Source organism: Janthinobacterium sp. Mn2066, assembly GCF_049319705.1.
Taxonomy (GTDB): Bacteria; Pseudomonadota; Gammaproteobacteria; order Burkholderiales; family Burkholderiaceae_D; genus Janthinobacterium.
The window spans coordinates 1-24,110 of sequence record NZ_JBMOUF010000011.1 but is presented as its reverse complement, the minus strand read 5'-3'; the positions used below and the strand labels follow the sequence as shown (position 1 = coordinate 24,110).

Here is a 24,110-nt window from a genome sequence, read left to right as displayed (position 1 = left end):
CCTCGACAATGATAGGCCGCGCCCGCGCACACGGTGTTGATGCCCCGTGCCGGCGGCCCTCTGCGTCACCGCTAACCAATTGACGAACCGCAGGCAGTGCGCCGCCGCAGGCGCACTGGCCAAAGACACGCTTATAGCCATGAAATCGACCACTACTCTCGCACTGGCGCTGGCATTGTCCATCGCTCACGGCGGCGCCTACGCCATTGACGCCAAAGATCCCAAAGACAGCAAACCGATCAAACAAACCGTGCTGTTCGATCAAATCCCGATTGGCAGCTGGGCCACCTCGGCCGAACTGGGCGCCATCACCACCACCGGCAATACCGTGGGCACTTCGGTGACTGGCAAGATCGATGCGCGCCAGGAGCTCGACAACTGGAGTAACGAGTACATTTTCAGCGGTTATTTCAAGGAAGACGAAACCACCAACGATGCAGGCCAGAAGATCCGCGAACGCTCGGCTGAACGCTTCTCGGCCTCGGCCAAGGCAGCCTACAAGCTGACAACGGAAAATGAAAAACTGTTCGTGCTGGCCTCGCACGTCAACGACCGCTTCGGCGCCTACACCAGATACTCGACCCTGGCAGTCGGTCATGGCTCGCGCTGGTACCAGTCGGACGACAAGAGCCTGGACGTGGAAGTCGGTCCAGGCTACTTCAACGGCACCTCGGAAACCGGCGAATCGGAACACGGGCTGACGATACGTGGCGCGGCCGCCATGAAATGGAAAATCAGCCAGTCGGCCCTGTTCACGCAAACGGTCAGCGTCGAACGCGGCACCTCGAACACCCACTCGATCGCCGAGACGGCGCTCAGCACCAAGATCAACGGCACCATGCAGATGAAGGCGGCCTTCAGCGCCCGCAGCGATACGCACGTCCCTGAAGACAAGAAGAACACCGATACCCAGACTTCGCTGACGCTGGTGTACTCGTTCTGAGGCAGCAGACACGCATGCTGATGCGCACCCGCGGCTTGGGAAATGGGCTGAAAAGCAGCCTGCTGCTGTGCGCCGCGCTGATGCTGAGCGGCTGCGCGGCCGTCACCGTCAGCTCGATCTCGCCCGCCGACTACCTGCAGCAGCGGCGCGGCGATATCCTCACCACCGGCAAGCTGAGCGCCTCGGCAAGCGAAGTGCTGCGCATTATCGGCAGCGACATCTCCGCCTGTGAAGCCAATGCCGGCTCCTGCCGCGCCGACCTGGCCCGCTCCGAATTGCTCAGCGACGAGCAGCGCCTGGCTACCCTGTCCGAACTATGGCTGGAAAGCGCACTGGCCGAAGAGAAACGGGAGGCAAAGAACAATGCCGAAGTGCTGGCCGCCTGGCTGGAATCGGCCCGCTACGCCTACGCCTACCTGTTTTACACGGCCCGCTCGCCCGGTGAACGCGCGTTCGAAGAACGCCAGACGCAAATTCGCGACTACTATAACTATGCCGTGCAAAAAGCCGTCGGCAACCTGTTCCACCATCGCGGGGAATACCGCCCCGATGGCAAGGTGATCCGCGTGGCCGGCTGGGACATCGACAGCGAGTTGTCGGCCCTGCGCCTGCCGCACGACGGCACCCTGCCGGAAGAACTGCTGCCGGCCACCTCATTGAAATTTTCCGGCCTGCGCAATGTCTACCGGCGCGACGGCTTCGGCGCCGACCTGGTGGCCGTCATGCCCAAGCCCGCGCAGGCAGCTGGCGCGGAAGTACCGTACCAGGAAACGCGCTTCCCGGTCGTCACGGCGCTGATCCGCTTCGAAGGCAAAACCCTCACCGAAGTGCTGGCCACGCAGCAGTTGATGATCGTGCTGGCCGACCCTTACCGTAACAGCACCATCAATATGGCCGGCCGCGAGCTGCCGGTGGCCGCCAACTTCACGGCCGGATATGGCTTGTGGCTGGCCCGCTCCGGCTTCGGCGTGCAGGCGCTGCGCACCCTGTTTGGCCGCGCCGAAGGCATCGCGCGCCCGCAGGTGCACCTGATGCAGCCCTACGACCCGGACAAGCGCACCATCGTCATGCTGCATGGCCTGGCCAGCAGCCCGGAAGCGTGGATCAATGTCGCCAATGAACTGATGGGCGACGAGCAGCTGCGCCGCCGCTACCAGATCTGGCAAGTGTATTACCCCAGCAATGCGCCGCTGGCCGCCAACAACCTGGCCATCCGCCAGGCGCTCGACGCCACCCTGGCCCACTTCGACCCGTCGGCCAGGGCGGCGGCCTCGAACGACATGGCCTTGATCGGCCACAGCATGGGTGGCGTGCTGTCGCGCCTGATGGTATCGGATGCGAACACGACCCTGCTCGACGCCATCACCGAAGAATACAATTTGAAGGGCAAGAAAGCGGAAAAAGTGCGTGCCGGCCTGGCGCCGTACCTGGAATTTGGCGCCATGCCGCAGGTGAACCGCGCCATCTTCATCGCCGCACCGCACCGCGGCACCTCGTTCGCCAACCACAAGGTGGCGCGCTGGATCGCCAACCTGATCACCCTGCCGATCACCATGCTGGACCAGTTATCAGACGCCGCCGGCAGCCTGGCACAGCTCGACACGGGCAGCAGCGAACCGCTGCGCATCCCCAACAGCATCGATAACCTCAGCGACAAGGACCCGTTCGTGCGCCTGGTAGCCGACCTGCCGATCAGTCCACGAGTGCGCTACTACTCGATCATGGGCAACGACACGCCAGACCTGCCGCTGCAAGATTCGAGCGACGGCGTGGTGCCCTACGCCAGCGCCCACCTGGACGGCGCGCAATCCGAGAAAGTCATTCCCTCCTGGCACAGCGTGCAGGAAAGCCCGCAGGCGATCCTGGAGATACGGCGGATTTTGCGGCTGGCTGATTAGGCCTGTAGCAAGCTCATGCGATGATAAACTTGCGAAACTCGAGAAATTTGCATATAGTGGACTGTGACTTCTAGCCTGCCCGAAGCAGTCGATGTATACATTTACCTGAGGAATCAATATGACACCGCATGTAAACCACCACGCTCTGCTACCCGGCCATCAGGAATTATCCGGTAGCGACTTGCGGCTAATTGAACAATTCTCAAGACTGGTCAGCGCGCGCCTCGACATACTGGCGCAAGGCCCTGACCGTAGCCGATTGCTCGATCTGGCCACGCGCGCACTCAATGAGGCGCGCATCGCGCTGGGTACGGACTTGCCGTCCACGCAAGCGCGGCTTCCAGTATCAAAGCTCAAGGTGTCAGAGGTAGTCGAACAAGGATGGGTGGAGCTGTCTCAGGCGTCGCTGTATCGCGCGGTCGACAACAAGCGGTTTTATTGCGTGACACCCAAGGGCCGCAGTATCGGCAAGGAATTTCCGGCCTGGCAATTTATCCAGCCGGTACCAGAACTGATAGCACCCGTACTGGCCATATTTACCGGCCAGCCGAGTAGTGAAATTCATGCCTTCTGGGTAAGCAGTGCCGAGGAACTTAACGACCTTTCACCTGCGGAAATGCTAGCAGGAAAATCGTTCGAAACACGTGCCGAGATTCACTCCAGCCAGCAAGCGCTGCTGGATCTGCCGGCACGCGAACGACTACGCAAGGTGATAACGGCGGCACAGTGGCAGCAAAGGGGCATGGCCGATATCATAGGCTAGCATGCTATATCAGCTCAAGGAAACGCCCATCCCGCCCGGGGTGGCGGCACAACTTCCATCGCTTGCCTTGCTGCGCGCTGAATTATGGAGCAATGTTATTACCCTTCAAGCAAACCAAGCCTTGGTGCGCGCAGCCTGGAACAAGGCATCGATCTGGCCATTGAAAGTCGAACGGACCTACCGCTTCGGCCCGCCTGCTGAGCTGGCCGGCTTGCATGGTTTTCCTTATCACTGGGTGTATCTTGCGGACGATGCCTGCACAGCAATCTGGGAAGCACAGCTTTGCCGTAACGACGTCACGCGTCCCGGCACGTTTTACATCGACTACGGTGCGGAGCAAGCCCTGATGGTGACCCTGTCATTCAGCGAGTCCTTGCACTTGCTCGACCTGACCGGGCTGGCCGCCAGCCGACTGGGCATCTACGATCAACTGCGCAATCCCGATCACTCCTGGTGCCAGTGGCTGGGCTGGCAGCTTGACCAGATCATTGCGCAGGAAGAAGAACCAATTCATGGCTTCGTGTATCCGTCACGCCGCCAGCCGGGCAAACTTGCCTATGCCATTTCCTCGCGCCACATGGAATCGCTGGGCAAACAAATGACGCACTCATTCCTGGCGTTCTGCGATAGCCAGGCCTATGCGCAGTTGCTGACCGATCAGTTGCGCGTAGCTCCGCCCTGAAATGAGGCCGGCAAGATATCAAGCCGGCTCGCGCCACTTATCCTTGATTTCCAGCATTGCCGGTAACTGCTCGACAAACAAGGCCAGCAGCTCGGGATCGAAGTGCGTGCCGCTGTCGCGCTGCATGGCGGCGATGGCTTCCTCGACTGTCCAGGCGCGCTTGTACGGGCGCTCGCTGGTGAGCGCGTCGAACACGTCGGCAATCGCCACGATGCGGCCTTCGTGGGGGATTTCCTCGCCCTTCAAGCCGTGCGGATAACCGCTGCCGTCCCATTTTTCATGGTGCGTCAGGGCGATGGTGCGCGCCATCTTCAGCAAGCCATGCGCGTGCTCGCCGATGATGGCGGCGCCGATCTCGGCATGGCTGCGCATGATCTTCCACTCCTCGGCATCGAGCTTGCCCGGCTTTTGCAGGATGGCGTCGGGGATGCCGATCTTGCCCACGTCGTGCATGGGCGCCGCGTTCAGCAAATCCTCGGCCTGCGCCGCGCTGTAGCCGGCCGCCAGCGCCAGCTGGCGCGCGTAATAGCTCATGCGGATGACGTGCATGCCCGTCTCGTTATCCTTGTACTCGGCCGCCTGGCCCAGCGTCTGGATCACTTGCAGGCGCGAGCGGCGCAATTCTTCGGCGTCGACCAGCGACAGGTGCGTACGCACGCGGGCGCGCACGATGGGCGGGCTGACCGGCTTGGTGATGTAATCGACGGCGCCCGCCTCGAAACCGTCCGCCTCATCCTTCACGTCGCACAGGGCGGTGACGAAAATGACGGGAATGGCGGCCGTCAGCGGTATCGCCTTCAGGCGGCGGCACACGTCATAGCCCGTCATGTCGGGCATCATGATGTCGAGCAGGATCAGTTCAACGGCATTGTTTTGCGCCAGTTCCAGCGCCTTGGCGCCATCCTTGGCATACAGCAGTCGGTAGTCGTCCTGCAGGATCTGGCGCAGCACCTGCAGGTTGGTCGCTTCATCATCGACCAGCAGCAAGGTTGGTTTTTGTTCGGGTAATTTCATCGTCATTATCTTGTTGTTACCATATTCAGTCAGCCAGGGTGCCCTGCGCCGGCGCCTGTTCCCGCAGCCATGCCTGCATGTCCTGCAGCACGGCCACGGCACGCGCGAATTCAAAATCATCGACGGCCGTGCCCAGCGCCTGCAACTGGCGCTGCTGGCCATGCGGCGCCAGCAAGGCGGCAATTTGCGTCATCAGGGCGTCGTCCAGCTGCCCGCCTTCCAGGCTGGCGATGGCCAGGCGCAGCAGGCCATCGGCGGCCACGCGGTCCAGTACCGGCGCATCCGCCTGCGGCAGTTCGAGCATGGCCTCATGGTTTTCTCCGTCTGCCAGCTCCGCCCCCAGCGCCAGGAAGGCCGCCGTCAGCTGTGCCAGCAATCCGGCCACATCGTTCTCGCGCGAAATGGCCTGTTCCAGCCGCGCCAGGATGCTGCCCAGCTGCGGCAGGCACAGGTTGGCGGCTGCGCCTTTTACGCGGTGCAGCAAGTGGCCCGCCACGCTGGTGTCGCCGCGCGCCAGTTCAGCCGCCAGCAGGCGCGCGCAGTCGCCGTTGGCCTGCACGAAGCGCAAGATGGCGCGCCGCAACGCTTCATGGCTGCCCCACAGGGCAACGCCGCGCGGCCAGTCGATCTGCTCCGTTCCCGTTCCCGCTGCTGCGCCTGCTGCAGCGCTGGCCTGCAATTGCGGCGCCGGCACGGTGATATCGAGCAGGCGCGCGATCTCCGCCGTCAGCTTGTGCATTTCCAGCGGTTTCGAGGCAAAACCATTCATGCCCGCTGTCTGCGCCGCGCGCCGGTCCTGTTCCAGCACGCTGGCCGTCAGGGCGATGATCGGCGTCGTCTTCAAGCCCTGTTCGCGTTCATGCACGCGTATCAAACGGGTCGCTTCCAGGCCATCCATGCGCGGCATCTGCACGTCCATCAGCACGATGTCGAAACTGCCCGTGCGGTATTCGCGCACGGCGCTTTCGCCATCGCTGGCGGCGATCACCTGGTGTCCGGCCGCGCCCAGGCTGATCAGCAGCAGTTCGACGTTCTGCGGCACGTCATCGGCGGCCAAAATGCGCAGCGGCGGCAGGGCCACCACCGGCTGTTCGCTGCGGCGCAGGACCGATTTGCCCGCCGCCAGCGGCAGCAGCACGTGGAACACGCTCCCCTCGCCCAGGGTACTTTCCACCGTGATGGTGCCTTTCATCAGTTCGACCAGCTGGCGCGAAATCGTCGTGCCCAGCCCTGTGCCGCCAAAGCGGCGGCTCATCGAGGAATCGGCTTGCGTGAACGGCGCGAAGATTTTTTCCAGGCGGTCAGCCGGTATGCCGATGCCCGTGTCGTGCACGGCGATATGCACCAGGCTGCCCTGCATGTCGACCGCCACGCGCACATGGCCCGCTTCGGTGAACTTGACGGCGTTGCCGATCAGATTCGTCAGCACCTGCTGGATGCGCCGCGCGTCGCCGAGGAAGAACTGGCCGATGCCGGGATCGTAGTCGACATGCAGCGCCAGGTTGCGCGCCTGCGCCGTGATGCGCAGCGAAGCGGCCACGTGGTCGACCAGGTCCGGCAGCGAAAAGTCCACCAGTTCCAGCTCGGTCGCGCCTTTTTCCAGCTTGGCCGTGTCGAGGATATCGTTCAGCAGTTCCAGCAGCGAACGGGCCGACTGGCGCACCGTGGTCAGGTGGCGCCGCTGCAAGGTGTCGAGCGCAGTACCCAGCAACACTTCCGTAAAGCCGATGATGGCATTCATCGGCGTGCGGATTTCATGGCTCATGTTGGCCAGGAAGCTGGTCTTCGACTCGGCCGCCAGTTCGGCCCGGTCTTTCGCGGCGCGCAGGTTTTCCTGCATCGCGCGCCGGTCGCTGACGTCGGTGGCGAATTTCACCACTTTGAAAGGTTTGCCGTCCGTATTGAAGATGGGGTTGTAGGACGCCTGTATCCACAGCGGCTTGCCGCCCTTGCCGATGCGCTTGTACTCGGCCGCGTCGAATTCGCCATTGGCCAGGCGCTGCCAGAACGCCGGGTAGGCGGGCGTGGCGACATAGGCGGCTTCACAGAACATGCTGTGGTGCTGCCCCAGCACTTCATCAAGATTGTAGCCGACCAGTTCAAGGAAGTTCTCGTTGGCGGCCAGCACCTGTCCATGCAGGTCGAATTCGATGACGGCCAGCGCGCGCGAGATGGCCGTCACCTTGCCCTCGTATTCGGCATTGCGCAATTCGCTTTCCGTGATATCGAGGATCACGCCATCGATCCAGCGCACCACGCCGTCCTTGTCGAGCACGGGGCCGCTGCTTTCGCGCACCCAGCGCTCGCGGCCATCGCGGTGCATGATGCGGTAGACGTTTTCGAAATCGCGTTTCTCGCTGGCCGCCTGCAGACAGTTGTCGCTGACGCGCTGGCGGTCGTCCGGATGCACCAGGTCGAACATGTCGACCCGGCCGGCGATGAAGTCTTCCGGCATCCAGCCCGTCAGGTTGTAGACGGCGTCGCTGATGAACAGCATGCGCCAGTCGGGGGCAAAATTGCAGTGGAAGGAGACGCCTGGAATATTGCGGATCAGGGTGCGGTACTGGCGTTCGCTGTCCTGCAGCGCCTGCGCCATGTCGCGCGAAGAGCGCATGTCGGTGACAAAGGCCACGAACAGGGGCTTGCCTGGCATATCGATCTTGCCGATGGCGACGCGTATCGGCAGCATGGCGCCATCGCGGTGGCGCCCTTCCAGTTCACGTCCGCTATCGAGGATATGCGAGACCCCGGTCGCCAGGTAATCGCGCAGATACCCCTGGTAGCGCACCGCGTCGGCATCTTGCAGCAGCAAGCTCGCTTCGCGTCCCACAATATCGGCTTCAGGCCAGCCGAACAGCTTTTCCGCCGCCGGATTGAAGGAGCGCACCTTGCCCTGTCCATCAATCGTGATCAGGCCATCGGCGGCCGTATCGACGATGGCGCGCAAACGCGATTCGCTGGCATTGGCGTGGCGCAGCAACTGGCGGTAGCGCAGCAAGCCATTGGCGGCGGCCACGAAGACCGTGAGGGTCACCGTGATCAGGGCCACGGCCAGCGCCACGAACGAAGCGTGCACGGTAAAGGTATTGTCGCCCATCACCGGCGTGCCGGAAAAGCGCGCCGCCAGCATGCCCGTGTAGTGCATGCCGGAAATAGCCAGGCCCATCACCACGCTGCTGAGCAGCAAAGAGGTCAGCGGCGGCAGGCGGCGGCACAGGGCATTCAAGCCGAAGCGTATCCACAGGGCCAGCATGGCCATGGCGATCGCCACCACCAGCGACAACGCGAACAAAACGGGATCATAATGCAGCGCCAGCGAGGTCTGCATGGCAGCCATGCCGCTGTAATGCATGGAACCGATGCCCATGCCCACCAGCACGCCGCCCACCACCAGTTGCCGCCCGTTGATGTGCGGCCGCGCCAGCAAGTGCAGCGCCACCCAGGAAGCGGCCATGCCCGGCAGCATCGACAGCAGGGTCAGGCTGGGGTCAAACGAGACGCGCGTGCAAATATCGAAGGCCAGCATGCCGATGAAATGCATGGACCAGATGCCGCCACCGAGCGCCACGGCGCCCGTGATGATGGCCGTCTGGCGCTGGAAACCGCGTTCGCTGCTGCGCGCCATGCCGGCAATCTGCAAGGCCATGAAGGAAGCAAAGATGGCGATCGCGATGGAAAACAGCACCAGCATGTGATCGTGGCTGCCATAAATCGTGGGCAACGTCGCGGAAGGAGCTTCAAACATGGAACTGAGCATAATGTCGTAACGCGTGAGCGTGATGATGAACGTGCCACCAGGCACAGGTGCCCTGCACACTTGATTAGCTAAGCGGCAAAACAGCGAAAATAACAACGGAAAGAATCGACCGGATGATGACTCGGTCATCACGCCCTCGCCTGGCGCGCGGGGTAGGCTTCTTCAGACAGAAAAAGCGGAATGCATACAAACCCTGGCGCGTGTTACGGGCGGCCAGCGTGACAAGGATTTTTCAAGAACTCGTGAGTATAGTTGCTTTACGAAAATATTCATAGGACTTCAGCAAGACCATTATCCGAAAAATAAGGTTCTGTCCTCATTAAATAGGGGAACCTGCCTGCAAAGCTGAGGTCTGACTGATGGGCATCAGCCATCAAGCCGTCAACTTGCGCGCTGGCATCCGCGTACGCGGCGCGGTTCACGTACAGAACGTCAACGCGTATCACAGCCGCTTGCGAGGATGGCTCAGCATCTTTCATGGCGTGGCCACGCGTTATCTGCCCAATTACCTGGGCTGGCGCTGGATACTCGACGCCAGGCGCATCCTGTCTGCTGAAACATTATTGAAGGCAACCTTGGGAGAGCTCCCACATCTGACGGTGACATAGCCAACAATAACGCCATTGATTCATGAAGCAACAACCTGGGCGCGCGGCGCGGCAAGCTGCCCGGGCAAGTGGGCGTTTTTCAGAAACTCGATAAACACCCTCAGCTTGGGTGGCATGCCGCGGTGATTAAAGTAGTACAGGTACAAGCCTTCCGATGGACTCCAGTCCTGCAACACTTGCACCAGATGGCCATTGGCCACGTGGCGGACAACATAATCCTCGTACAGGTAGGCCAGGCCCACGCCATCGAGCGCCGCTTGCAGCACCAGGATGGAATCATTGCTGATCAAGCGCCCCGTGACGGCCAGTTGATGCTGCTCGCCGTCCTTTTCCAGCCGCCACGCATACAAGGTTCCCGAGGAAACATGGCGAAAATGGATGCATTCGTGCTGTTCCAGGTCAACCGGATGCAGGGGTGTGCCGTGCCGCCGCAAATAATCGGGGCTGGCGACGATGGCCACTTTCAGGTCGCTCTTGAGCGGCACCACATGCATATCCTTTTCCAGTACATCGCCAAAACGGATGCCCGCATCACAACCCTGGCCAGTGATATCGGTCAAGCCATTGTCGATGATGATTTCCAGGCTCACTTGCGGATAAGCATCCAGAAAAGCACGCAGCACGGGCTCGACCAGCATAAGGCTTGCGCTGCGCGGCACATTGATGCGCAGCAACCCTGCCACTTCATGCGCCGATTTCCTGGCCTCGGCCATGACACTATTGATGCCACCCAGCAAAGGCTCCAGGCGCGTCAACAGATCCGCGCCCGCCTCCGTCAGGCTGACGCTGCGCGTGGTGCGGTTAAATAGCCGCAAGTCCAGGCTCGCTTCCAGCTGCCGGATGGCATAGCTGACGGCCGACGGCGAAATGCCGGCCGCCTTGGCCACGGCGCTGAAACTGCGCGTTTGTGCAACCTGGATAAACAGGCCCAGGCGGTCGAGGCTGTCGGGCGTCATTATGCAATCTCATTTCAAAGGGTGTGCCGATTATACAGATTGTTCTTTGTAATCGCGGCGCCCACAATAATGACATGACGCTCGGCGTCCCACCATTCAAAGGATCTGCATGACTACCAACAACAAACCAGTCTGGTTCATTACCGGCTGCTCCACCGGCTTCGGGCGCGCCATCGCCAGCCATGTGCTGGCCCTCGGCTACCCAACCGTGATCACCGCGCGCAACCGCGCGCAAATTGAAGATTTGCAAACAGGCCACGAAGAACAGGTTCTGCTGCTGGAACTCGATGTAACCCGGCCCGAGCAGATTGCCAGCGCCGTGGCGGCCGCACAGGCCCGTTTCGGCCATATCGACGTGCTGGTCAACAATGCCGGTATCGGCTATTTCGGTTCGCTGGAGGAAAGCGACATCGATGAAGTGCGCAAGATGTTCGAAATTAATGTGTGGGGCCTGGCCAACATGACGCGCGCCGTCTTGCCGCAAATGCGCGAACGCCGCTCGGGCGCCATCGTCAACCTGTCTTCGGTGGGCGGCCTTGCAGCCTTCCCTGCCTTGAGTTTCTACAACGCCAGCAAGTTTGCCGTAGAAGCCCTGTCGGAATCGCTGTCACAGGAAGTCGCGCCGATGGGCTTGAAAGTCATGCTGGTCGAACCGGGGCCTTTCCGCACCGACTGGGCCGGCCGCTCCGCCAACCAAGCACCGCAAGCGATAGCCGATTACCATGCCAGCGCCAAGGCCCGCATCGACATGATGCGCGGCTACAGCGGCAAGCAGCCCGGCGACCCGCTGCGCGCGGCGGCCGCCATCGTCAAGGCGGTCGAGGCCGAGCATACGCCGCTGCGCCTGCTGCTGGGCAAGGCCGCCCTGGCCGGCGCCCGCAAGAAAATCGATATGCTGACCAGCAACTTCGATGCCTGGGCCGATGTAACGGAATCGGCGGATTTTCCTGAACCTCAGTAGGCCCGCCTGCGCCACTCAATTTTGCGCTGTGTTTTCGCGGTGGCCGTAACTGAGTACGCGCGTCATTTGCCAGCCGGCGGAGCTTTGTTTCCAGACGATCGTGAAGTCCGCCAGGCCGTCACACTTGCCCGTGTCGAACTGGCAAAAACGGTGCGTGCCCTGCTCGATGGCGCCGAAATCCTTGATGGGATAAACGCGCTGGGACTGCGCGATGACTTCGCGGCGAAATTTTCCACAGACATATTTCTGGGTATTGGCCAGCATGGCGTCGCGGTTCCATGTCACGCCGCCCTGGTCATGATAAAACTCGACATCGGGCGCAAAGAAGCTCGCATGTTGCTGCAAGCGCCCCGGTTCGGCGCAGTGATTGAAAGCATCGAAGGCCTGGGCGTCGAGCGCCACGATGGTTTGCTCCAGGGTCGCTTCGGCGGCGGCATTGGCGGTCACCGCCAAAAAGCTGACAGCTAAAAAAGTACGCAACATCATGATGGACACTCTCCTGCCGGCAGGCAGGGTCCGGCGCATGACGATCTTAGCAGAACGCCATGCGCAATCCCATCCCAATCGATCAGTGCTGGCCGATCTTGGTGATTTTCAGCGAATTGGTACCGCCCACCTTGCCCATCGGCTCGCCCCAGGTCAGCACGATGGTGTCGCCCCTCTCGACCACCTTGTGCTCCAGCAGCAGTTCTTCGGCCTGTTTCAATACCTTGTCGCGGTCGGTGCCGGAACCCAGCTCCACCGTGCTGACGTTGCGGTACAGGGCCAGCTTGCGGCGCGTGGCAATGCTCGGCGTCAGGGCAACGATCGGAATGTCGATGTTATAGCGGCTCATCCACAATGCCGTGGAACCCGATTCCGTCAGGGTGGCAATCGCTTTGACGCGCAGATGGTGGGCCGTAAACAGCGCGCCGTAGGCGATCGACTGGTCGATGCGCGTGAAGGTGGAGTTCAGGAAATCGGCGTCGAGCTTGCAGATATCCCATTTTTCAGCATCCAGGCAAATCGCCGCCATCGCTTCCACGGTTTCTACCGGGTACTTGCCCGACGCCGTTTCCGCCGAGGTCATCACGGCGTCCGTGCCATCGAGCACGGCGTTGGCCACGTCGGACACTTCGGCGCGGGTCGGCACGGCGTTGACGATCATCGATTCCATCATTTGCGTGGCCGTGATCGCCAGCTTGTTCGAGGCGCGCGCCATCTTGATCATGCGCTTTTGCAGGGCCGGCACGGCCGCATTGCCCACTTCCACGGCCAGGTCGCCACGCGCCACCATGATGCCGTCGGAGGCGTCGAGGATTTCCTGCAGTGCAGGAATGGCTTCCGCGCGCTCGATCTTGGCGATCATCATCGGCTTATGGTCCCACGCTTCGCCGGCGATATTGGCCAGCTGGCGCGCCATGATCATGTCGGTGGCGTTTTTCGGGAACGATACGGCCACGTAATCGGCCTGGAAGCTCATCGCCGTTTTTACGTCTTCCATGTCCTTGGCCGTCAGCGCAGGCGCCGTCAAGCCGCCGCCCTGGCGGTTGATGCCCTTGTTGTTCGACAACTCGCCGCCGATTTTCACGGTCGTGTGGATTTCGCTGCCGATGACTTTATCGACCACCAGCACGATCAAGCCATCGTTCAGCAACAGCACATCGGCGGCATGCAAGTCGCGTGGCAATTCCTTGTAATCGAGACCGCAGCGTTCCTGGTTGCCCAGCTCGCCGTTCTCGCCCCATTTCGAGTCGAGGATGAATTTGTCGCCGTTTTCCAGGAAAATCTTGCCTTCTTCAAACTTGCCGACGCGAATCTTCGGGCCTTGCAAGTCGGCCATGATGGCCACTTCGCGGCCGCACAGGGCAGCCGCTTCGCGCACCATGCGCGCGCGGTCGATATGGTCTTGCGCCTTGCCGTGCGAAAAGTTCAGGCGCACGACGTCAACGCCGGCCTTGAACATGCGCACCAGGGTGTCGATATCGTTGGAAGCGGGGCCGATGGTGGAAACGATCTTGGTGGCGCGTTGTTGTACTTGCGTGCTCATGGTGTGCTGCTTTCTATTAATAAGTCGTGCTACAAGGGCCGGCCTTGTGGGCCAGCCGTTCTGTTGCGCTGGATCAGCGCTGCCTGCATTCAGGCCGAATTACTTGGCTGCCATCAAGGCAACCGTGGTGTCGAGCATGCGGTTCGAGAAACCCCACTCGTTGTCGTACCACGACGATACTTTCACCAGGCGGCCCGAGACCTTGGTCAGGGTGGCATCGAAATTCGACGACGCCGGGTTGTGGTTGAAATCGATGGAAACCAGCGGTTCCGTCTGGTACGTCAGGATGCCGGCCAGCGGGCCTTCGGAGGCTGCTTTCAGCAAGGCATTGACTTCTTCGACGGTGGTATCGCGCTTGGCGATGAAGGACAAGTCGACCAGCGATACGTTGATGACCGGCACGCGCACGGCAAAGCCATCGAGCTTGCCATTCAATTCCGGCAAGACCAGGCCCACGGCGGCGGCGGCGCCCGTCTTGGTCGGGATCATCGAATGCGTGGCCGAACGGGCGCGGCGCAAGTCTTCATGCATCACGTCCGACAAGACCTGGTCATTGGTGTAGGCGTGCACGGTGGTCATCAGGCCCGATTCGATGCCGATGGCGTCGTTGAGCGGCTTGACCAGTGGCGCCAGGCAATTGGTGGTGCAGGACGCGTTGGAAATCACGGTGTCCGTGGCTTTCAACACATGCTGGTTCACGCCAAACACGATGGTGGCGTCCACATCCTTGCCGCCCGGTGCGGAAATGATGACTTTTTTCGCTCCGCCCTTCAAATGGGCCGAGGCTTTTTCCTTGGTCGTGAAGAAACCCGTGCATTCCAGCACCACGTCCACCCCCAATTCGCCCCATGGAATTTCCGCCGGGTTGCGCTGCGCGAACACACGGATAGGGTCGCCATTGACGATCATATGCTCGCCTTCCACCGTGACGGTGCCAGGAAACTTGCCGTGCACGGTGTCGTGGCGCGTCAGATGCGCATTCGCCTTGGCGTCGCCCAGGTCATTGATGGCGACGATCTGGATATCCTGCTGCTTGCCGCCTTCGTAGAAAGCGCGCAAGACATTGCGGCCGATACGGCCATAGCCATTGATGGCAACTTTGATGGTCATGCTGTCTCCTTTTCCGGGGTCAGACCCGTCGGGTCTGACCCCATTCTTAGTTAAACGTAAAAGTATCAACCACTATTGCGCAACCCTGCCGCAATCCCGTTGATCGACAAATGAATACCCGTGCGTGCCGCCGCATCCTGCTTGCCTTCGCGGAAGCGTTGCAGCAATTCCACCTGCACGTGGTTCAGCGGGTCGATGTAGGGGAAACGGTTGCGGATGGAACGCTGCATCAGCGGGTTGGCTTGCTGTAATTCTTCCTGGCCCGTGATCAGTTTCAAGGCTTCCAGGGTGGCCGTGTATTCGGCGCGGATACGGGTAAAGATGGCTACGCGCAAGGCTTCATCCTTGACCAGTTCCGCATACTTGCCGGCAATCGCGATATCGCTCTTGGCCAGCACCATGTCCATATTCGACAGCAGGGACGTGAAGAATGGCCAATCCTGGTACATGCCGCGCAGCACTTCTGCGCCGTCCGCAGGATGGGCAGCCAGGTAAGCTTGCACGGCGGAACCGAAACCGAACCAGCCCGGCAGCATCAAGCGGCATTGCGCCCAGCTCAGGACCCAGGGAATGGCCCGTAAATCTTCAATCGAAGTCGATTTCTTGCGCGAGGCCGGGCGGCTGCCGATATTCAAGGCGGCAATCTCGGCGATCACGGTCGATTCCCAGAAATATTGCTCGAAACCTGCCGTGCCATACACCAGCGCACGGTAAGCGCTCAGGGCCGTGCCCGACAATTCTTCCATCGCCGCCAGGTGGCCGGCGCTGGCGGATGCGCTCGGCTGCAACTGCGCTTGCGGCAGCAAGGTCGACTGGATGGTGGCGGCGACCAGCACTTCCAGGTTGCGGCGCCCTACTTCCGGGTTCGCATACTTGGCCGTGATGACTTCACCCTGCTCCGTCAAACGGATCTGGCCTTGTACGGCGCCTGCCGGCTGGGCCAGGATGGCTTCATAGCTTGGGCCGCCGCCACGACCGACCGAACCGCCGCGGCCATGGAACAGGCGCAGCTTGATCTGGTGTTCCTTGAACACCGACACCAGTTCGATCTCGGCCTTGTACAGTTCCCAGCCGGAAGTGAGGAAACCGCCATCCTTGTTGCTGTCCGAATAACCAAGCATGACTTCCTGCTGGTCCGCGCGCGACGCGAGCAAACCACGGTAAAACGGCAAGCCGAAGGCCCGCGCCATGATGGCAGGGCCGGCGCGCAAGTCGTCGATGGTTTCAAACAAAGGAATGATGTTGACATCGACTTCCAGCGCGTCCTGGCGCAGCAGGCCCACTTCTTTCAGCAGCAATGCGACTTCCAGCAAGTCGGACACGCTGGCCGCCTTGGAAATAATGCAGTTCGGCACTGATTCGCGGCCATACAGGCTGTGCGCTTCACGAATGGCGCGGAAGATGTCGAGTTCCGAGGTGGTTTCTTCAGAGTACTGCGCATACGGCGACACCAGCAGGCGCGGCGAACTCAGTTCCGTCAGCAGCAAGCTGATACGTTGCTCTTCATCCAGGTCCGTGTAGACCAGGCCAGGTTGCACGCCAGCAAACAATTCGCCCACGACGCGCTCATGCACGTCCGAATTCTGGCGCAAGTCCAGCGGCGCCAGCGAAAAACCGAACACTTTCACGGCGCGGCGCAGCTGGCGCAAGCGGCCACGCGCCAGCGAACGCAGGCCGCTGCCCACCAGCGACTGATGCACCACGTCCAGGTCTGCCAGCAAATCGGCGGCCGACGCATAGGCCGCCACCGCCTCTTGTGATTTCCCCTTGGCACACAGGACAAAACGGGCCGCTTCCAGGCGCGCATGGATGCCGTGCAAGGCGCGGCGGTACGGCTCGTCGGCGTGGTGCGGCGAGGTATCGGCCGAGCTTTCGGCCAGCGCGCGCAGCGCATCGCTGCCGCCATTGAGTTTTTGCGCCAGGGATAACTGCGAAGCCAGCTTGCGCAATTCACCGAGGTAAAAGTCCAGTACCTTGTCGGCCTGGCGTGCCAGGGTGGCGCGCAGGATATCGGCCGTGACGAACGGATTGCCGTCGCGGTCGCCGCCTATCCAGCTGCCCGCTTTCATAAAATTAGGTAATTCTGCATCTTCCCAGCGGGCATCGCGCTGGGCCAGCATGGTTTCCAGCGAGGAATACAGCTGCGGCAATTCGCTCAGAATCGTGTGATCGTAGAAAGACAGGCCGTTTTCCACTTCGTCCAGCACGGACAATTTGGTCGTGCGCAACAGACGGGTTTGCCACAGGGTCACGATGCCGCGTCCCAGCGCTTCTTCATTTTGCTGCGCCTCGTCGGGCGTCATTTGCACGCGGTCGCGCTCGTTCAACAGGCGGGCGATAGCCATCTGGCAATTCTGGATGCTCTTGCGCTGCACTTCCGTCGGGTGCGCCGTAAACACGGGGCTGACGAAGGCGTCTTTAAAAAACGCTTCCAGCGCATCGGCCTGGCCCGCATCGAACACATTGCCAACCGCATGGCTGAGGCTACCCTGGCGCGGCGGCGAGCCGGCGATCAGGTGGGCGCGCGTGCGGCGGATGTGGTGCTGGTCTTCGGCAATATTGGCCAGCAGCGAGAAAAAGCTGAAAGCGCGTATCAGTTGCGTGGTTTCCTCCTGCGACAGCGCTTGCAGCGCATCCGACAGTTGCACGCGGGCCGCTTCGTCATGGTCGCGGCGGAAGCGGATGGCCAGCTGGCGCACATGCTCGATACGGTCGAAGGCGGGATCGCCCAGGTGGCTGCGGATGGCGTCGCCCAGCAGCCGGCCCAGTTGACGGATATCGCTGCTGAGCAGCTCGTCTTTCACTTCATTCATTTGCATCGGTTTTATTCCACGGGCACAACGCCCATTTGCAGCCACAGCAGCACCGCACAGATTGCATCACACGCGCTTCTCGTCACGAAAAACGCCCATCCTTGAGTCATCGACATCGCAATGTAGTAAATTTACCTCAATGTTTGGCAATCTCCTTGATTTTCATCAAGACAACCGAGTGAAAAGCAACATTACTGGGCTGGCTATCGATTCATGACTACAACAATATGAAAATTTACTACGCATCTGAGCGAAAAGCAATCGTCTTTTCATTTTTTGCGTAGGACAGTGTGCATGAATCAGATAAGGAAAAGACGGAAAAAGAGGCGCTGACGCGCTGCCGCCGTCACGCCATGGCTTGCTTTTGCTGTATGCTGGCGCCCTGAACAAAGATGTCATCCACATCTTTACCGCCCTGGAACACCCATGCGATTGACCGCCTATACCGATTACACCCTGCGCACCCTGATGTATCTGGGCACGCACCGCGACCGGCTCGTGACGATCCAGGACATCGCCGACCTGCACACGATCTCGAAAAATCACTTGATGAAGGTAGTCCACCAGTTGGGCTTGTCCGGCATCGTGGAAACCGTGCGCGGCCGCAACGGCGGCCTGCGCCTGGCGCGCGACCCGGCCGAGATCAATATCGGCACCGTGGTGCGCGAAACGGAAAGTGATTTTTATATGGCGGAATGTTTCAATCCAGACAGCAATACCTGCCCGCTCACGCCGGGCTGCCAGCTGAAGTCGGCGCTGGGACAGGCCACGGCGGCTTACCTGGCCGTGCTGGACAAGGTGACCCTGGCGTCGATCCTGGAACCCAGGCCGCTTGCGCTGGCGCCCGGAGTCATTCCTTTGCGCATGGAAAAGTAATTCTTACCCCAACTGCAAAATACCGGGGTCGGACCTTAAGGTCCGACCGCGGTCATTGCTTTGGGTGAAATTTAATGCGCGGTCGCGCCCGCCGCACCGATGCCCGTCTCCGAACGCATCTGCTGTGCTTCGTACCCTGCCCGGTCGATACGGGCGCGGGGGCTGCGGTCCAGTATCGAGAACAGCCAGATACCGACAAAACCGGCCGTCATCGAGAACAGCGCCGGCGAAGCGTAAGGAAATAATGCTTCGCCATGGCCCAGTACGTCGACCCAGACCGATTTCGATACCACCGTCAAGCCCACGGCCGTGATCAGGCCCAGGAAACCGCCGATGGTGGCGCCGCGCGTGGTGCAATCCTTCCACAGCACCGACATGAACAAGACGGGGAAGTTGGCCGAGGCGGCAATCGCAAAGGCCAGCGAGACCATGAAGGCGATATTCTGCTTTTCAAATGCAATCCCCAGCACCACGGCAATAATGCCCAGCGCCACAGTGGTCAAACGCGATACTTTCAGCTCGTTGGCGCCGGTCGCCTTGCCTTTCTTGAAGACGGTGGCGTACAGGTCGTGCGAGACGGCCGAAGCGCCCGACAAGGTCAGGCCGGCCACCACGGCCAGGATGGTGGCAAACGCCACGGCCGACATGAAACCGAGGAAAACGTTGCCGCCCACGGCCTTGGCCAGGTGCACGGCCGCCATATTATTGCCGCCCAACAGTTTGCCGGCTGCATCCTTGAAGTCGGGATTGGTGCTGACCAGCACGATGGCGCCAAAGCCGATGATAAAGGTCAAAATATAGAAATAGGCAATCCAGGTGGTGGCCCAGAACACGGATTTGCGCGCTTCCTTGGCACTCGGCACCGTGAAAAAGCGCATCAGGATATGCGGCAAGCCGGCCGTGCCGAACATCAGCGCCATGCCGAACGAGATGGCCGAGATCGGATCCTTGATGAAGGAACCTGGTCCCATGATGGCTTCCTTGGTGGCGTGCACGTCCACCGACTTGGAAAACAGCGCTTCCGGGCTGAAATTGAATTGTGCCAGCACGGCAATGGCCATGAAACTGGCGCCGCCCAGCAACATCACTGCCTTGATGATTTGCACCCAGGTGGTGGCTGTCATGCCGCCAAACAAGACATAAATCATCATCAGGGTGCCGACCAGCACCACGGCGATCCAGTATTCCAGGCCAAACAGCAGCTTGATCAACTGTCCTGCCCCCACCATTTGCGCGATCAGGTAAAACGCCACCACCACCAGGGTGCCGGAGGCGGAAAAGATGCGGATCGGCGCCTGCTTGAAGCGGTAGGCGGCCACGTCGGCAAAGGTGTAGCGGCCCAGGTTGCGCAGGCGCTCGGCCATCAAAAAGGTGATGATGGGCCAGCCGACCAGGAAACCGATCGCGTAGATCAAGCCATCGTAGCCGTTCAGGAACACGGCGGCGGAAATGCCGAGGAACGATGCAGCCGACATATAGTCGCCGGCAATCGCCAATCCATTCTGGAAACCCGTGATGCCGCCGCCGGCCGTATAAAAGTCGGACGCCGACTTGGTCTTGGCGGCCGCCCACTTGGTAATAAACAAGGTAAAGATGACGAAAATGGCGAACATGATGATCGCCGTCCAGTTGGTCGGTTGCTGGTGCGCCTGGCCCAGGTCGGGACCAGCCGCCCACACTGCGCCGCTGGCAGCGAGCAAGGCGGCAAGCGGCAGGCCGTATTTCACTTGCGGACGGGCGCTCATGCCTGCACCCGTGCCTGGATGGCGCTGGTCAGGTCGTCGAACTGCTTGTTGGCGCGACGCACATAAATGCCGGTGATCACCACCGTAAACACGATCACGAACAAGCCGATCGGCATGCCCCACGTCATCACGCCTTCGCCGGTCCTGCTGGCGAGAAATTCCTTGTTAAAAGCAATCAGCAGGATATAACCGTAATACACCAGCAGCATCAGTCCCGTCAGCGCCCAGCCGAAGCGGGAACGCAGCTTGACCAGTTGATGGTAGTTGGGGTCGCCCTTGATTTGTTGCACCAGATCGTCCTGCATCGTGTTGTCTCCTGTTATGAAAAAACGTGCTCTTTTGCGAGCTTGTTTTCACATTACAGGGCAAGGCTTACCCGCCCCTTACGCCGAATATTTTTCTCCAGCGCAAGGAAGAGCGGCGACGTGGCGTCAGTTCAAGGCAGACGCCGGGCCAAAAAACTCATGGTGCGTTTGCTGTTCCGGCACGCCCAGTTCACGCAGGGAAGCCTTTACGGCGCGCATGAACGGCTGCGGCCCGAGGAAATACGCGTCGACGTCGCGCGTGGCTGGCAGCCATTGCCCCAGCAACTCCGTACCCAGCAAGCCGACGGCATCGGGCGCCACGCCTTCCTCGCCATGTTCGGCATAACAGTAAAAGCGCTTGAGCTGCGGATGCCGGGCGGCCAGCGCATCGACCTGCGCCCGGAAGGCATGTACGCCATGGTGGCGCGCCGCGTGGATGAAGTGTACCGGGCGCTTGCCGCGCAGGGCTGCCGTCAGCATGGCCAGCGCGGGAGTAATGCCAACGCCGCCGCTGATCAACACCAGCGGCTTGTCGCTATCGCGCAGCACGAACTGACCCGAAGGCGGCGTCAGTTGCACCGTGTCGCCCGCCTGCACGCTGTCGTGGAAATAGTTCGATACCTTGCCGCCCTGCTCGCGCTTGACGCTGATGCGGTAGGTTTCGCCATTGCTGGCGGCCGACAGCGAATACTGGCGGCGCATGGGAACACCATCGACCGTCACCACCACGCCGATATATTGGCCCGGCTTGAAATCGAGCACGGCCTGGCCATCCACGGGCGCCAGCAGGAAGGAGGTGATTTCCGCGCTTTCCTCCACCTTGCTCACCACCGTGAAGTCGCGCGCGCCGCGCCAGCCGCCCGGCGCTGCCGCCTGGGCTGCATAAATGCGCCCTTCTTCGCCGGCCAGGATATCGGCCAGCTGGCCATACGCCGCCCCCCAGGCCTCGATCACGGCATCGGTGGCAATTTCAGTCCCCAGCACTTCGCGGATCGCCTGCAACAGGCTGGCGCCTACCAGCGGATAGTGTTCGGCGCGTATCTGCAGGGCCACGTGCTTGTTGACGATGGTGGAAACCAGGCCGCCCAACGCTTCGAGCTGGTCGATATGGCGCGCATACATCAGCACGCCATTGGCCAGCGCGCGCTGCTGCTCGCCGCTGTGCTGGTGTGCCTGATTGAAATACGGCAGCACTTCGGGATGGTCGCGGAACAGGTTCTGATAGAAATGGCGCGTCAGGGTTTCGCCGCCCTGCTCAAGGATGGGAACGGTGGCGGTGATGATGGCGCGATGTGATGGGCTAAGCATGGGCAACTCCTGTAAACAACGGTGATGGAAAGCTGCGGCAAGATGGCCGCCAGCCTTTGTGGACCCGCCCAGTGTAAAGGAATTTATTTAAACATGCAAAACATCTACATCTTTAAATTTCATGCCGGAGCCCCAGATAAGCATCGTATAAACCTGTCCAAATAAGGCTTCGGCTATAATCGGCGCGTACGAAACGATAACGTTTCGAGCCACCTGGGATGATTATTTTGCGGCTTCAAACGTTGATCAAAGGCGGACATCCGCCTGTCTTTTCTTGCATCAGGACTGTGCTGGCCTGCGCCGCGCTGGCCGCAGGCATGGCGCCGGCAGCCATGGCCAGGATGGCCACCGTGCCGGTGCCGGTACCTGCGACGGCGCCCGCGCCCATATCTGAAGCGCTGCCGGCCAGGCTGGTCTGCCATGACGACGTGTTCGTGCCCTATGTGATGCTGAACCAGGGCCATATCGAAGGCTTGAACGTCGATATCCTGCGCGAGGCGGCCACGCGGCTGGGCATCGCCATCGAGTTTCGCGTCATGCCCTGGCGGCGTCTGGAAAATGAACTGGCCCAGCCCCAGGGCAGCGTCGACTGCGCGTTTGCCATGAGCCGCACGTCGCCGCGCGAGCAATACCTGGAGTTTGGCAAAGTGCCCCTGCAGCCGACTGAATATGCACTGTTCGTGCGCCAGCCGGAAGGCAAGGCCGCCACCATCGCGAAACTGGACGACCTGGCAGGTAAAGTCATCGGCGTGCGTGCGGGTTTTCGCCTGCCCGACGCCATCGCAATTGGTGCCGCACAAGGCCGCTGGACGCTGGCCGAAGTGCCTACCGATACGGCCAACTTCCAGAAACTGGCGCTGCGCCGCATCGACGCCGTGCTGGCCGACAGCTCGGTGGGCCTGTACACGCTCAAACAATTGAAACTGGCCGATATCCGCAGGCTGGCGCCGCCTTTGGCGCGCTTCGATACCTACATCGTCTTTCGCAAGAACGCCGCTTCACCGGCACTGGCCGCGGCCTTTGACCGGGAACTGAAACGCATGCGCCAGGACGGTACTTTCGCGCGCATCAGCGCCACCTACCTGGGCGTCCCAACACTGGAATAATCACATGAAAACACGCACACCTTTGCTACGCATCACCATGATACTGGGCGCCCTGCACGCCCTGCTGGGATGGCTATTGCTGCCCGCCCTGCCCGTCGGTCCGGCCGGCTGGATCTTCGGCGCACTGGTCTTGCTGGCCTCGACCATGCTGATGCCGATGACGATCTTTGCGCGCGCCGTCACCAATGATCATCATCTGGCCGACCGCCTGGCTTGGGCCGGTTCGCTGTGCATGGGATTTTTTTCCTCGCTGTTCGTGCTGACACTGCTGCGTGAAATCGTCTTGATTTATCCACCGGCGCGCCCGCACGCAGAAGCGTCCTCGGTGGCCGTGCTGGTGCTGGCCCTGCTTGCCACCCTGGTAGGCTTCATCAATGCGCGCCGCGTGGCCCGCGTGCGCGAGATCGACGTGCCGATCGCCGGCTTGCCGAAAGCGCTGCAGGGCGTCACCATCGTGCAATTGAGCGATATCCACGTGGGCGCCACCATCAAGCGCGCCTATGTCGACGCCATCGTGGCGCGCGCCAATGCACTCAATGCCGACCTGATTGCCATCACCGGCGACGTGGTCGATGGCACGGTGGAGCAATTGCATGCGCATACGGCGCCGCTGGGCGAATTGCGCTCGCGCCATGGCACTTTTTTCGTGACCGGCAACCATGAATACTACTCGGGCGCCGCACCGTGGGTAGCGCAATTTCGCCGCCTGGGCATGCAGGCGCTGATGAATGAACACGTCGTCATCGAACACGATGGCGCGCGCCTGGTGCTGGCCGGCGTCACCGATTACAGCGCGGGCCACTTTGACGCCGCGCAAGCGAGCGATCCGCAGGCAGCCATCGCCGGCGCGCCGGCCGGCATACCCCGCATCCTGCTGGCGCACCAGCCGCGCAGCGCCGAAGCGGCCGAACAGGCGGGCTATGACCTGCAATTGTCCGGCCACACCCACGGCGGCCAGTTCTGGCCGTGGAATCTGTTCGTGCCGCTGCAGCAGCCGTATGTAGCCGGCTTGCACCGGCGCGGCAAGCTATGGATTTACGTCAGCCGCGGCACCGGCTACTGGGGCCCGCCGAAACGCATCGGCGCACCAGCCGAAATTACACGCTTGCGGCTCGTCGCCGCCTAGCTTAATGGCTATGTCACCGTCAGGTGTGGGAACTCTCCCAAGGTTGCCTTCAATAATGTTTCAGCGGACAGGATGCGCCTGGCGTCGAGTATCCAGCGCCAGCCCAGGTA

Annotated in this window: 18 protein-coding genes and 2 pseudogenes; 9 read left to right on the top strand and 11 right to left on the bottom strand. The window is 61.1% G+C overall.

Features of this window, described 5'->3' with window-relative positions:
• Positions 1–139 precede the first annotated feature (139 nt).
• The 4 genes from ACL9RI_RS20755 (at position 140) to ACL9RI_RS20740 (ending at position 4,286) form a co-directional block, all read left to right on the top strand.
• Positions 140–943 (top strand): DUF481 domain-containing protein, encoded by an 804-nt coding sequence (locus ACL9RI_RS20755; protein ID WP_422728385.1) that lies wholly within the window; start codon positions 140–142, stop codon positions 941–943.
• A 14-nt stretch (positions 944–957) separates the two neighbouring features.
• Entirely contained in the window at positions 958–2,841 is a 1,884-nt protein-coding gene (locus ACL9RI_RS20750) for an esterase/lipase family protein (protein ID WP_422728384.1), read from the top strand.
• Between the two features lie 118 nt (positions 2,842–2,959).
• Positions 2,960–3,604, top strand: a complete 645-nt coding sequence (locus tag ACL9RI_RS20745; protein ID WP_422728383.1) for a hypothetical protein — start codon at positions 2,960–2,962, stop codon at positions 3,602–3,604.
• A gap of 124 nt (positions 3,605–3,728) precedes the next feature.
• Positions 3,729–4,286 carry an RES family NAD+ phosphorylase gene (locus ACL9RI_RS20740; RefSeq protein ID WP_422728591.1) on the top strand — a complete coding sequence of 186 codons (558 nt, stop codon included), beginning with the start codon at positions 3,729–3,731 and terminating at the stop codon, positions 4,284–4,286.
• Between the two features lie 18 nt (positions 4,287–4,304).
• Here ACL9RI_RS20740 and ACL9RI_RS20735 read toward each other — a convergent pair whose 3' ends face one another.
• Together ACL9RI_RS20735 and ACL9RI_RS20730 are read right to left on the bottom strand one after the other, a co-directional pair.
• Positions 4,305–5,300, bottom strand: a complete 996-nt coding sequence (locus tag ACL9RI_RS20735; RefSeq protein ID WP_422728382.1) for an HD domain-containing phosphohydrolase — start codon at positions 5,298–5,300, stop codon at positions 4,305–4,307.
• Between the two features lie 25 nt (positions 5,301–5,325).
• The gene (locus ACL9RI_RS20730) at positions 5,326–9,045 is read right to left on the bottom strand and encodes a PAS domain S-box protein (RefSeq protein WP_422728381.1); all 3,720 of its coding nucleotides are present in this window, start codon (positions 9,043–9,045) and stop codon (positions 5,326–5,328) included.
• 371 nt (positions 9,046–9,416) lie between these two features.
• Between ACL9RI_RS20730 and ACL9RI_RS20725 the strand changes: the two are divergent.
• Positions 9,417–9,665: pseudogene (locus ACL9RI_RS20725) on the top strand (IS1595 family transposase); the annotation flags it as partial.
• A gap of 20 nt (positions 9,666–9,685) precedes the next feature.
• Here the strand turns inward: ACL9RI_RS20725 and ACL9RI_RS20720 are convergent.
• Entirely contained in the window at positions 9,686–10,621 is a 936-nt protein-coding gene (locus ACL9RI_RS20720) for a LysR family transcriptional regulator (RefSeq protein WP_422728380.1), read from the bottom strand.
• Positions 10,622–10,730: 109 nt separating this feature from the next.
• Here ACL9RI_RS20720 and ACL9RI_RS20715 point away from each other — a divergent pair, with 109 nt between their 5' ends.
• The gene (locus ACL9RI_RS20715; protein WP_422728379.1) at positions 10,731–11,582 is read left to right on the top strand and encodes an oxidoreductase; all 852 of its coding nucleotides are present in this window, start codon (positions 10,731–10,733) and stop codon (positions 11,580–11,582) included.
• Between the two features lie 15 nt (positions 11,583–11,597).
• Here ACL9RI_RS20715 and ACL9RI_RS20710 read toward each other — a convergent pair whose 3' ends face one another.
• The 4 genes from ACL9RI_RS20710 to ppc all read right to left on the bottom strand — a co-directional run bounded on the left by ACL9RI_RS20710 (position 11,598) and on the right by ppc (position 17,540).
• Entirely contained in the window at positions 11,598–12,068 is a 471-nt protein-coding gene (locus tag ACL9RI_RS20710; protein WP_422728378.1) for a nuclear transport factor 2 family protein, read from the bottom strand.
• Between the two features lie 82 nt (positions 12,069–12,150).
• Positions 12,151–13,611 (bottom strand): pyruvate kinase, encoded by a 1,461-nt coding sequence (gene pyk, locus ACL9RI_RS20705; protein ID WP_422728377.1) that lies wholly within the window; start codon positions 13,609–13,611, stop codon positions 12,151–12,153.
• Between the two features lie 99 nt (positions 13,612–13,710).
• Complete coding sequence (gene gap / locus ACL9RI_RS20700) at positions 13,711–14,721, bottom strand: type I glyceraldehyde-3-phosphate dehydrogenase (RefSeq protein WP_422728376.1); 1,011 nt, start codon at positions 14,719–14,721, stop codon at positions 13,711–13,713.
• Between the two features lie 65 nt (positions 14,722–14,786).
• Positions 14,787–17,540, bottom strand: a complete 2,754-nt coding sequence (gene ppc / locus ACL9RI_RS20695) for a phosphoenolpyruvate carboxylase (protein ID WP_422728375.1) — start codon at positions 17,538–17,540, stop codon at positions 14,787–14,789.
• A gap of 420 nt (positions 17,541–17,960) precedes the next feature.
• Here ppc and ACL9RI_RS20690 point away from each other — a divergent pair, with 420 nt between their 5' ends.
• Entirely contained in the window at positions 17,961–18,410 is a 450-nt protein-coding gene (locus ACL9RI_RS20690) for an RrF2 family transcriptional regulator (protein WP_422728374.1), read from the top strand.
• Between the two features lie 71 nt (positions 18,411–18,481).
• Here ACL9RI_RS20690 and ACL9RI_RS20685 read toward each other — a convergent pair whose 3' ends face one another.
• From ACL9RI_RS20685 to hmpA, 3 genes are all read right to left on the bottom strand, one after another.
• Positions 18,482–20,155: a cation acetate symporter gene (locus ACL9RI_RS20685; RefSeq protein WP_422728373.1), complete on the bottom strand. Its 1,674-nt coding sequence runs from the start codon at positions 20,153–20,155 to the stop codon at positions 18,482–18,484.
• Positions 20,152–20,460 carry a DUF485 domain-containing protein gene (locus ACL9RI_RS20680; RefSeq protein ID WP_422728372.1) on the bottom strand — a complete coding sequence of 103 codons (309 nt, stop codon included), beginning with the start codon at positions 20,458–20,460 and terminating at the stop codon, positions 20,152–20,154. Before ACL9RI_RS20680 ends, ACL9RI_RS20685 begins: the two co-directional genes overlap by 4 nt.
• A gap of 126 nt (positions 20,461–20,586) precedes the next feature.
• Positions 20,587–21,768: an NO-inducible flavohemoprotein gene (gene hmpA / locus ACL9RI_RS20675; RefSeq protein WP_422728371.1), complete on the bottom strand. Its 1,182-nt coding sequence runs from the start codon at positions 21,766–21,768 to the stop codon at positions 20,587–20,589.
• Positions 21,769–22,055: 287 nt separating this feature from the next.
• Between hmpA and ACL9RI_RS20670 the strand changes: the two genes are divergently transcribed.
• Together ACL9RI_RS20670 and ACL9RI_RS20665 are read left to right on the top strand one after the other, a co-directional pair.
• On the top strand, positions 22,056–22,874 hold the full coding sequence (locus tag ACL9RI_RS20670) for a substrate-binding periplasmic protein (protein ID WP_422728370.1): 819 nt from the start codon (positions 22,056–22,058) through the stop codon (positions 22,872–22,874).
• A 4-nt stretch (positions 22,875–22,878) separates the two neighbouring features.
• The gene (locus ACL9RI_RS20665; protein ID WP_422728369.1) at positions 22,879–24,000 is read left to right on the top strand and encodes a metallophosphoesterase; all 1,122 of its coding nucleotides are present in this window, start codon (positions 22,879–22,881) and stop codon (positions 23,998–24,000) included.
• 8 nt (positions 24,001–24,008) lie between these two features.
• Here ACL9RI_RS20665 and ACL9RI_RS20660 read toward each other — a convergent pair.
• Positions 24,009–24,110: pseudogene (locus ACL9RI_RS20660) on the bottom strand (IS1595 family transposase); the annotation flags it as partial.

What these genes read in the sequence shown, in the direction of transcription:
- ACL9RI_RS20755 (WP_422728385.1), top strand. Translation starts at nt 140, where the DNA reads ATGAAATCGACCACTACTCTCGCACTGGCGCTGGCATTGTCCATCGCT.
- ACL9RI_RS20750 (WP_422728384.1), top strand. Translation starts at nt 958, where the DNA reads ATGCTGATGCGCACCCGCGGCTTGGGAAATGGGCTGAAAAGCAGCCTG.
- ACL9RI_RS20745 (WP_422728383.1), top strand. Translation starts at nt 2,960, where the DNA reads ATGACACCGCATGTAAACCACCACGCTCTGCTACCCGGCCATCAGGAA.
- ACL9RI_RS20735 (WP_422728382.1), bottom strand. Translation starts at nt 5,300, where the DNA reads ATGAAATTACCCGAACAAAAACCAACCTTGCTGCTGGTCGATGATGAA.
- ACL9RI_RS20730 (WP_422728381.1), bottom strand. Translation starts at nt 9,045, where the DNA reads ATGTTTGAAGCTCCTTCCGCGACGTTGCCCACGATTTATGGCAGCCAC.
- ACL9RI_RS20720 (WP_422728380.1), bottom strand. Translation starts at nt 10,621, where the DNA reads ATGACGCCCGACAGCCTCGACCGCCTGGGCCTGTTTATCCAGGTTGCA.
- ACL9RI_RS20715 (WP_422728379.1), top strand. Translation starts at nt 10,731, where the DNA reads ATGACTACCAACAACAAACCAGTCTGGTTCATTACCGGCTGCTCCACC.
- ACL9RI_RS20710 (WP_422728378.1), bottom strand. Translation starts at nt 12,068, where the DNA reads ATGATGTTGCGTACTTTTTTAGCTGTCAGCTTTTTGGCGGTGACCGCC.
- pyk (WP_422728377.1), bottom strand. Translation starts at nt 13,611, where the DNA reads ATGAGCACGCAAGTACAACAACGCGCCACCAAGATCGTTTCCACCATC.
- gap (WP_422728376.1), bottom strand. Translation starts at nt 14,721, where the DNA reads ATGACCATCAAAGTTGCCATCAATGGCTATGGCCGTATCGGCCGCAAT.
- ppc (WP_422728375.1), bottom strand. Translation starts at nt 17,540, where the DNA reads ATGCAAATGAATGAAGTGAAAGACGAGCTGCTCAGCAGCGATATCCGT.
- ACL9RI_RS20690 (WP_422728374.1), top strand. Translation starts at nt 17,961, where the DNA reads ATGCGATTGACCGCCTATACCGATTACACCCTGCGCACCCTGATGTAT.
- ACL9RI_RS20685 (WP_422728373.1), bottom strand. Translation starts at nt 20,155, where the DNA reads ATGAGCGCCCGTCCGCAAGTGAAATACGGCCTGCCGCTTGCCGCCTTG.
- ACL9RI_RS20680 (WP_422728372.1), bottom strand. Translation starts at nt 20,460, where the DNA reads ATGCAGGACGATCTGGTGCAACAAATCAAGGGCGACCCCAACTACCAT.
- hmpA (WP_422728371.1), bottom strand. Translation starts at nt 21,768, where the DNA reads ATGCTTAGCCCATCACATCGCGCCATCATCACCGCCACCGTTCCCATC.
- ACL9RI_RS20665 (WP_422728369.1), top strand. Translation starts at nt 22,879, where the DNA reads ATGAAAACACGCACACCTTTGCTACGCATCACCATGATACTGGGCGCC.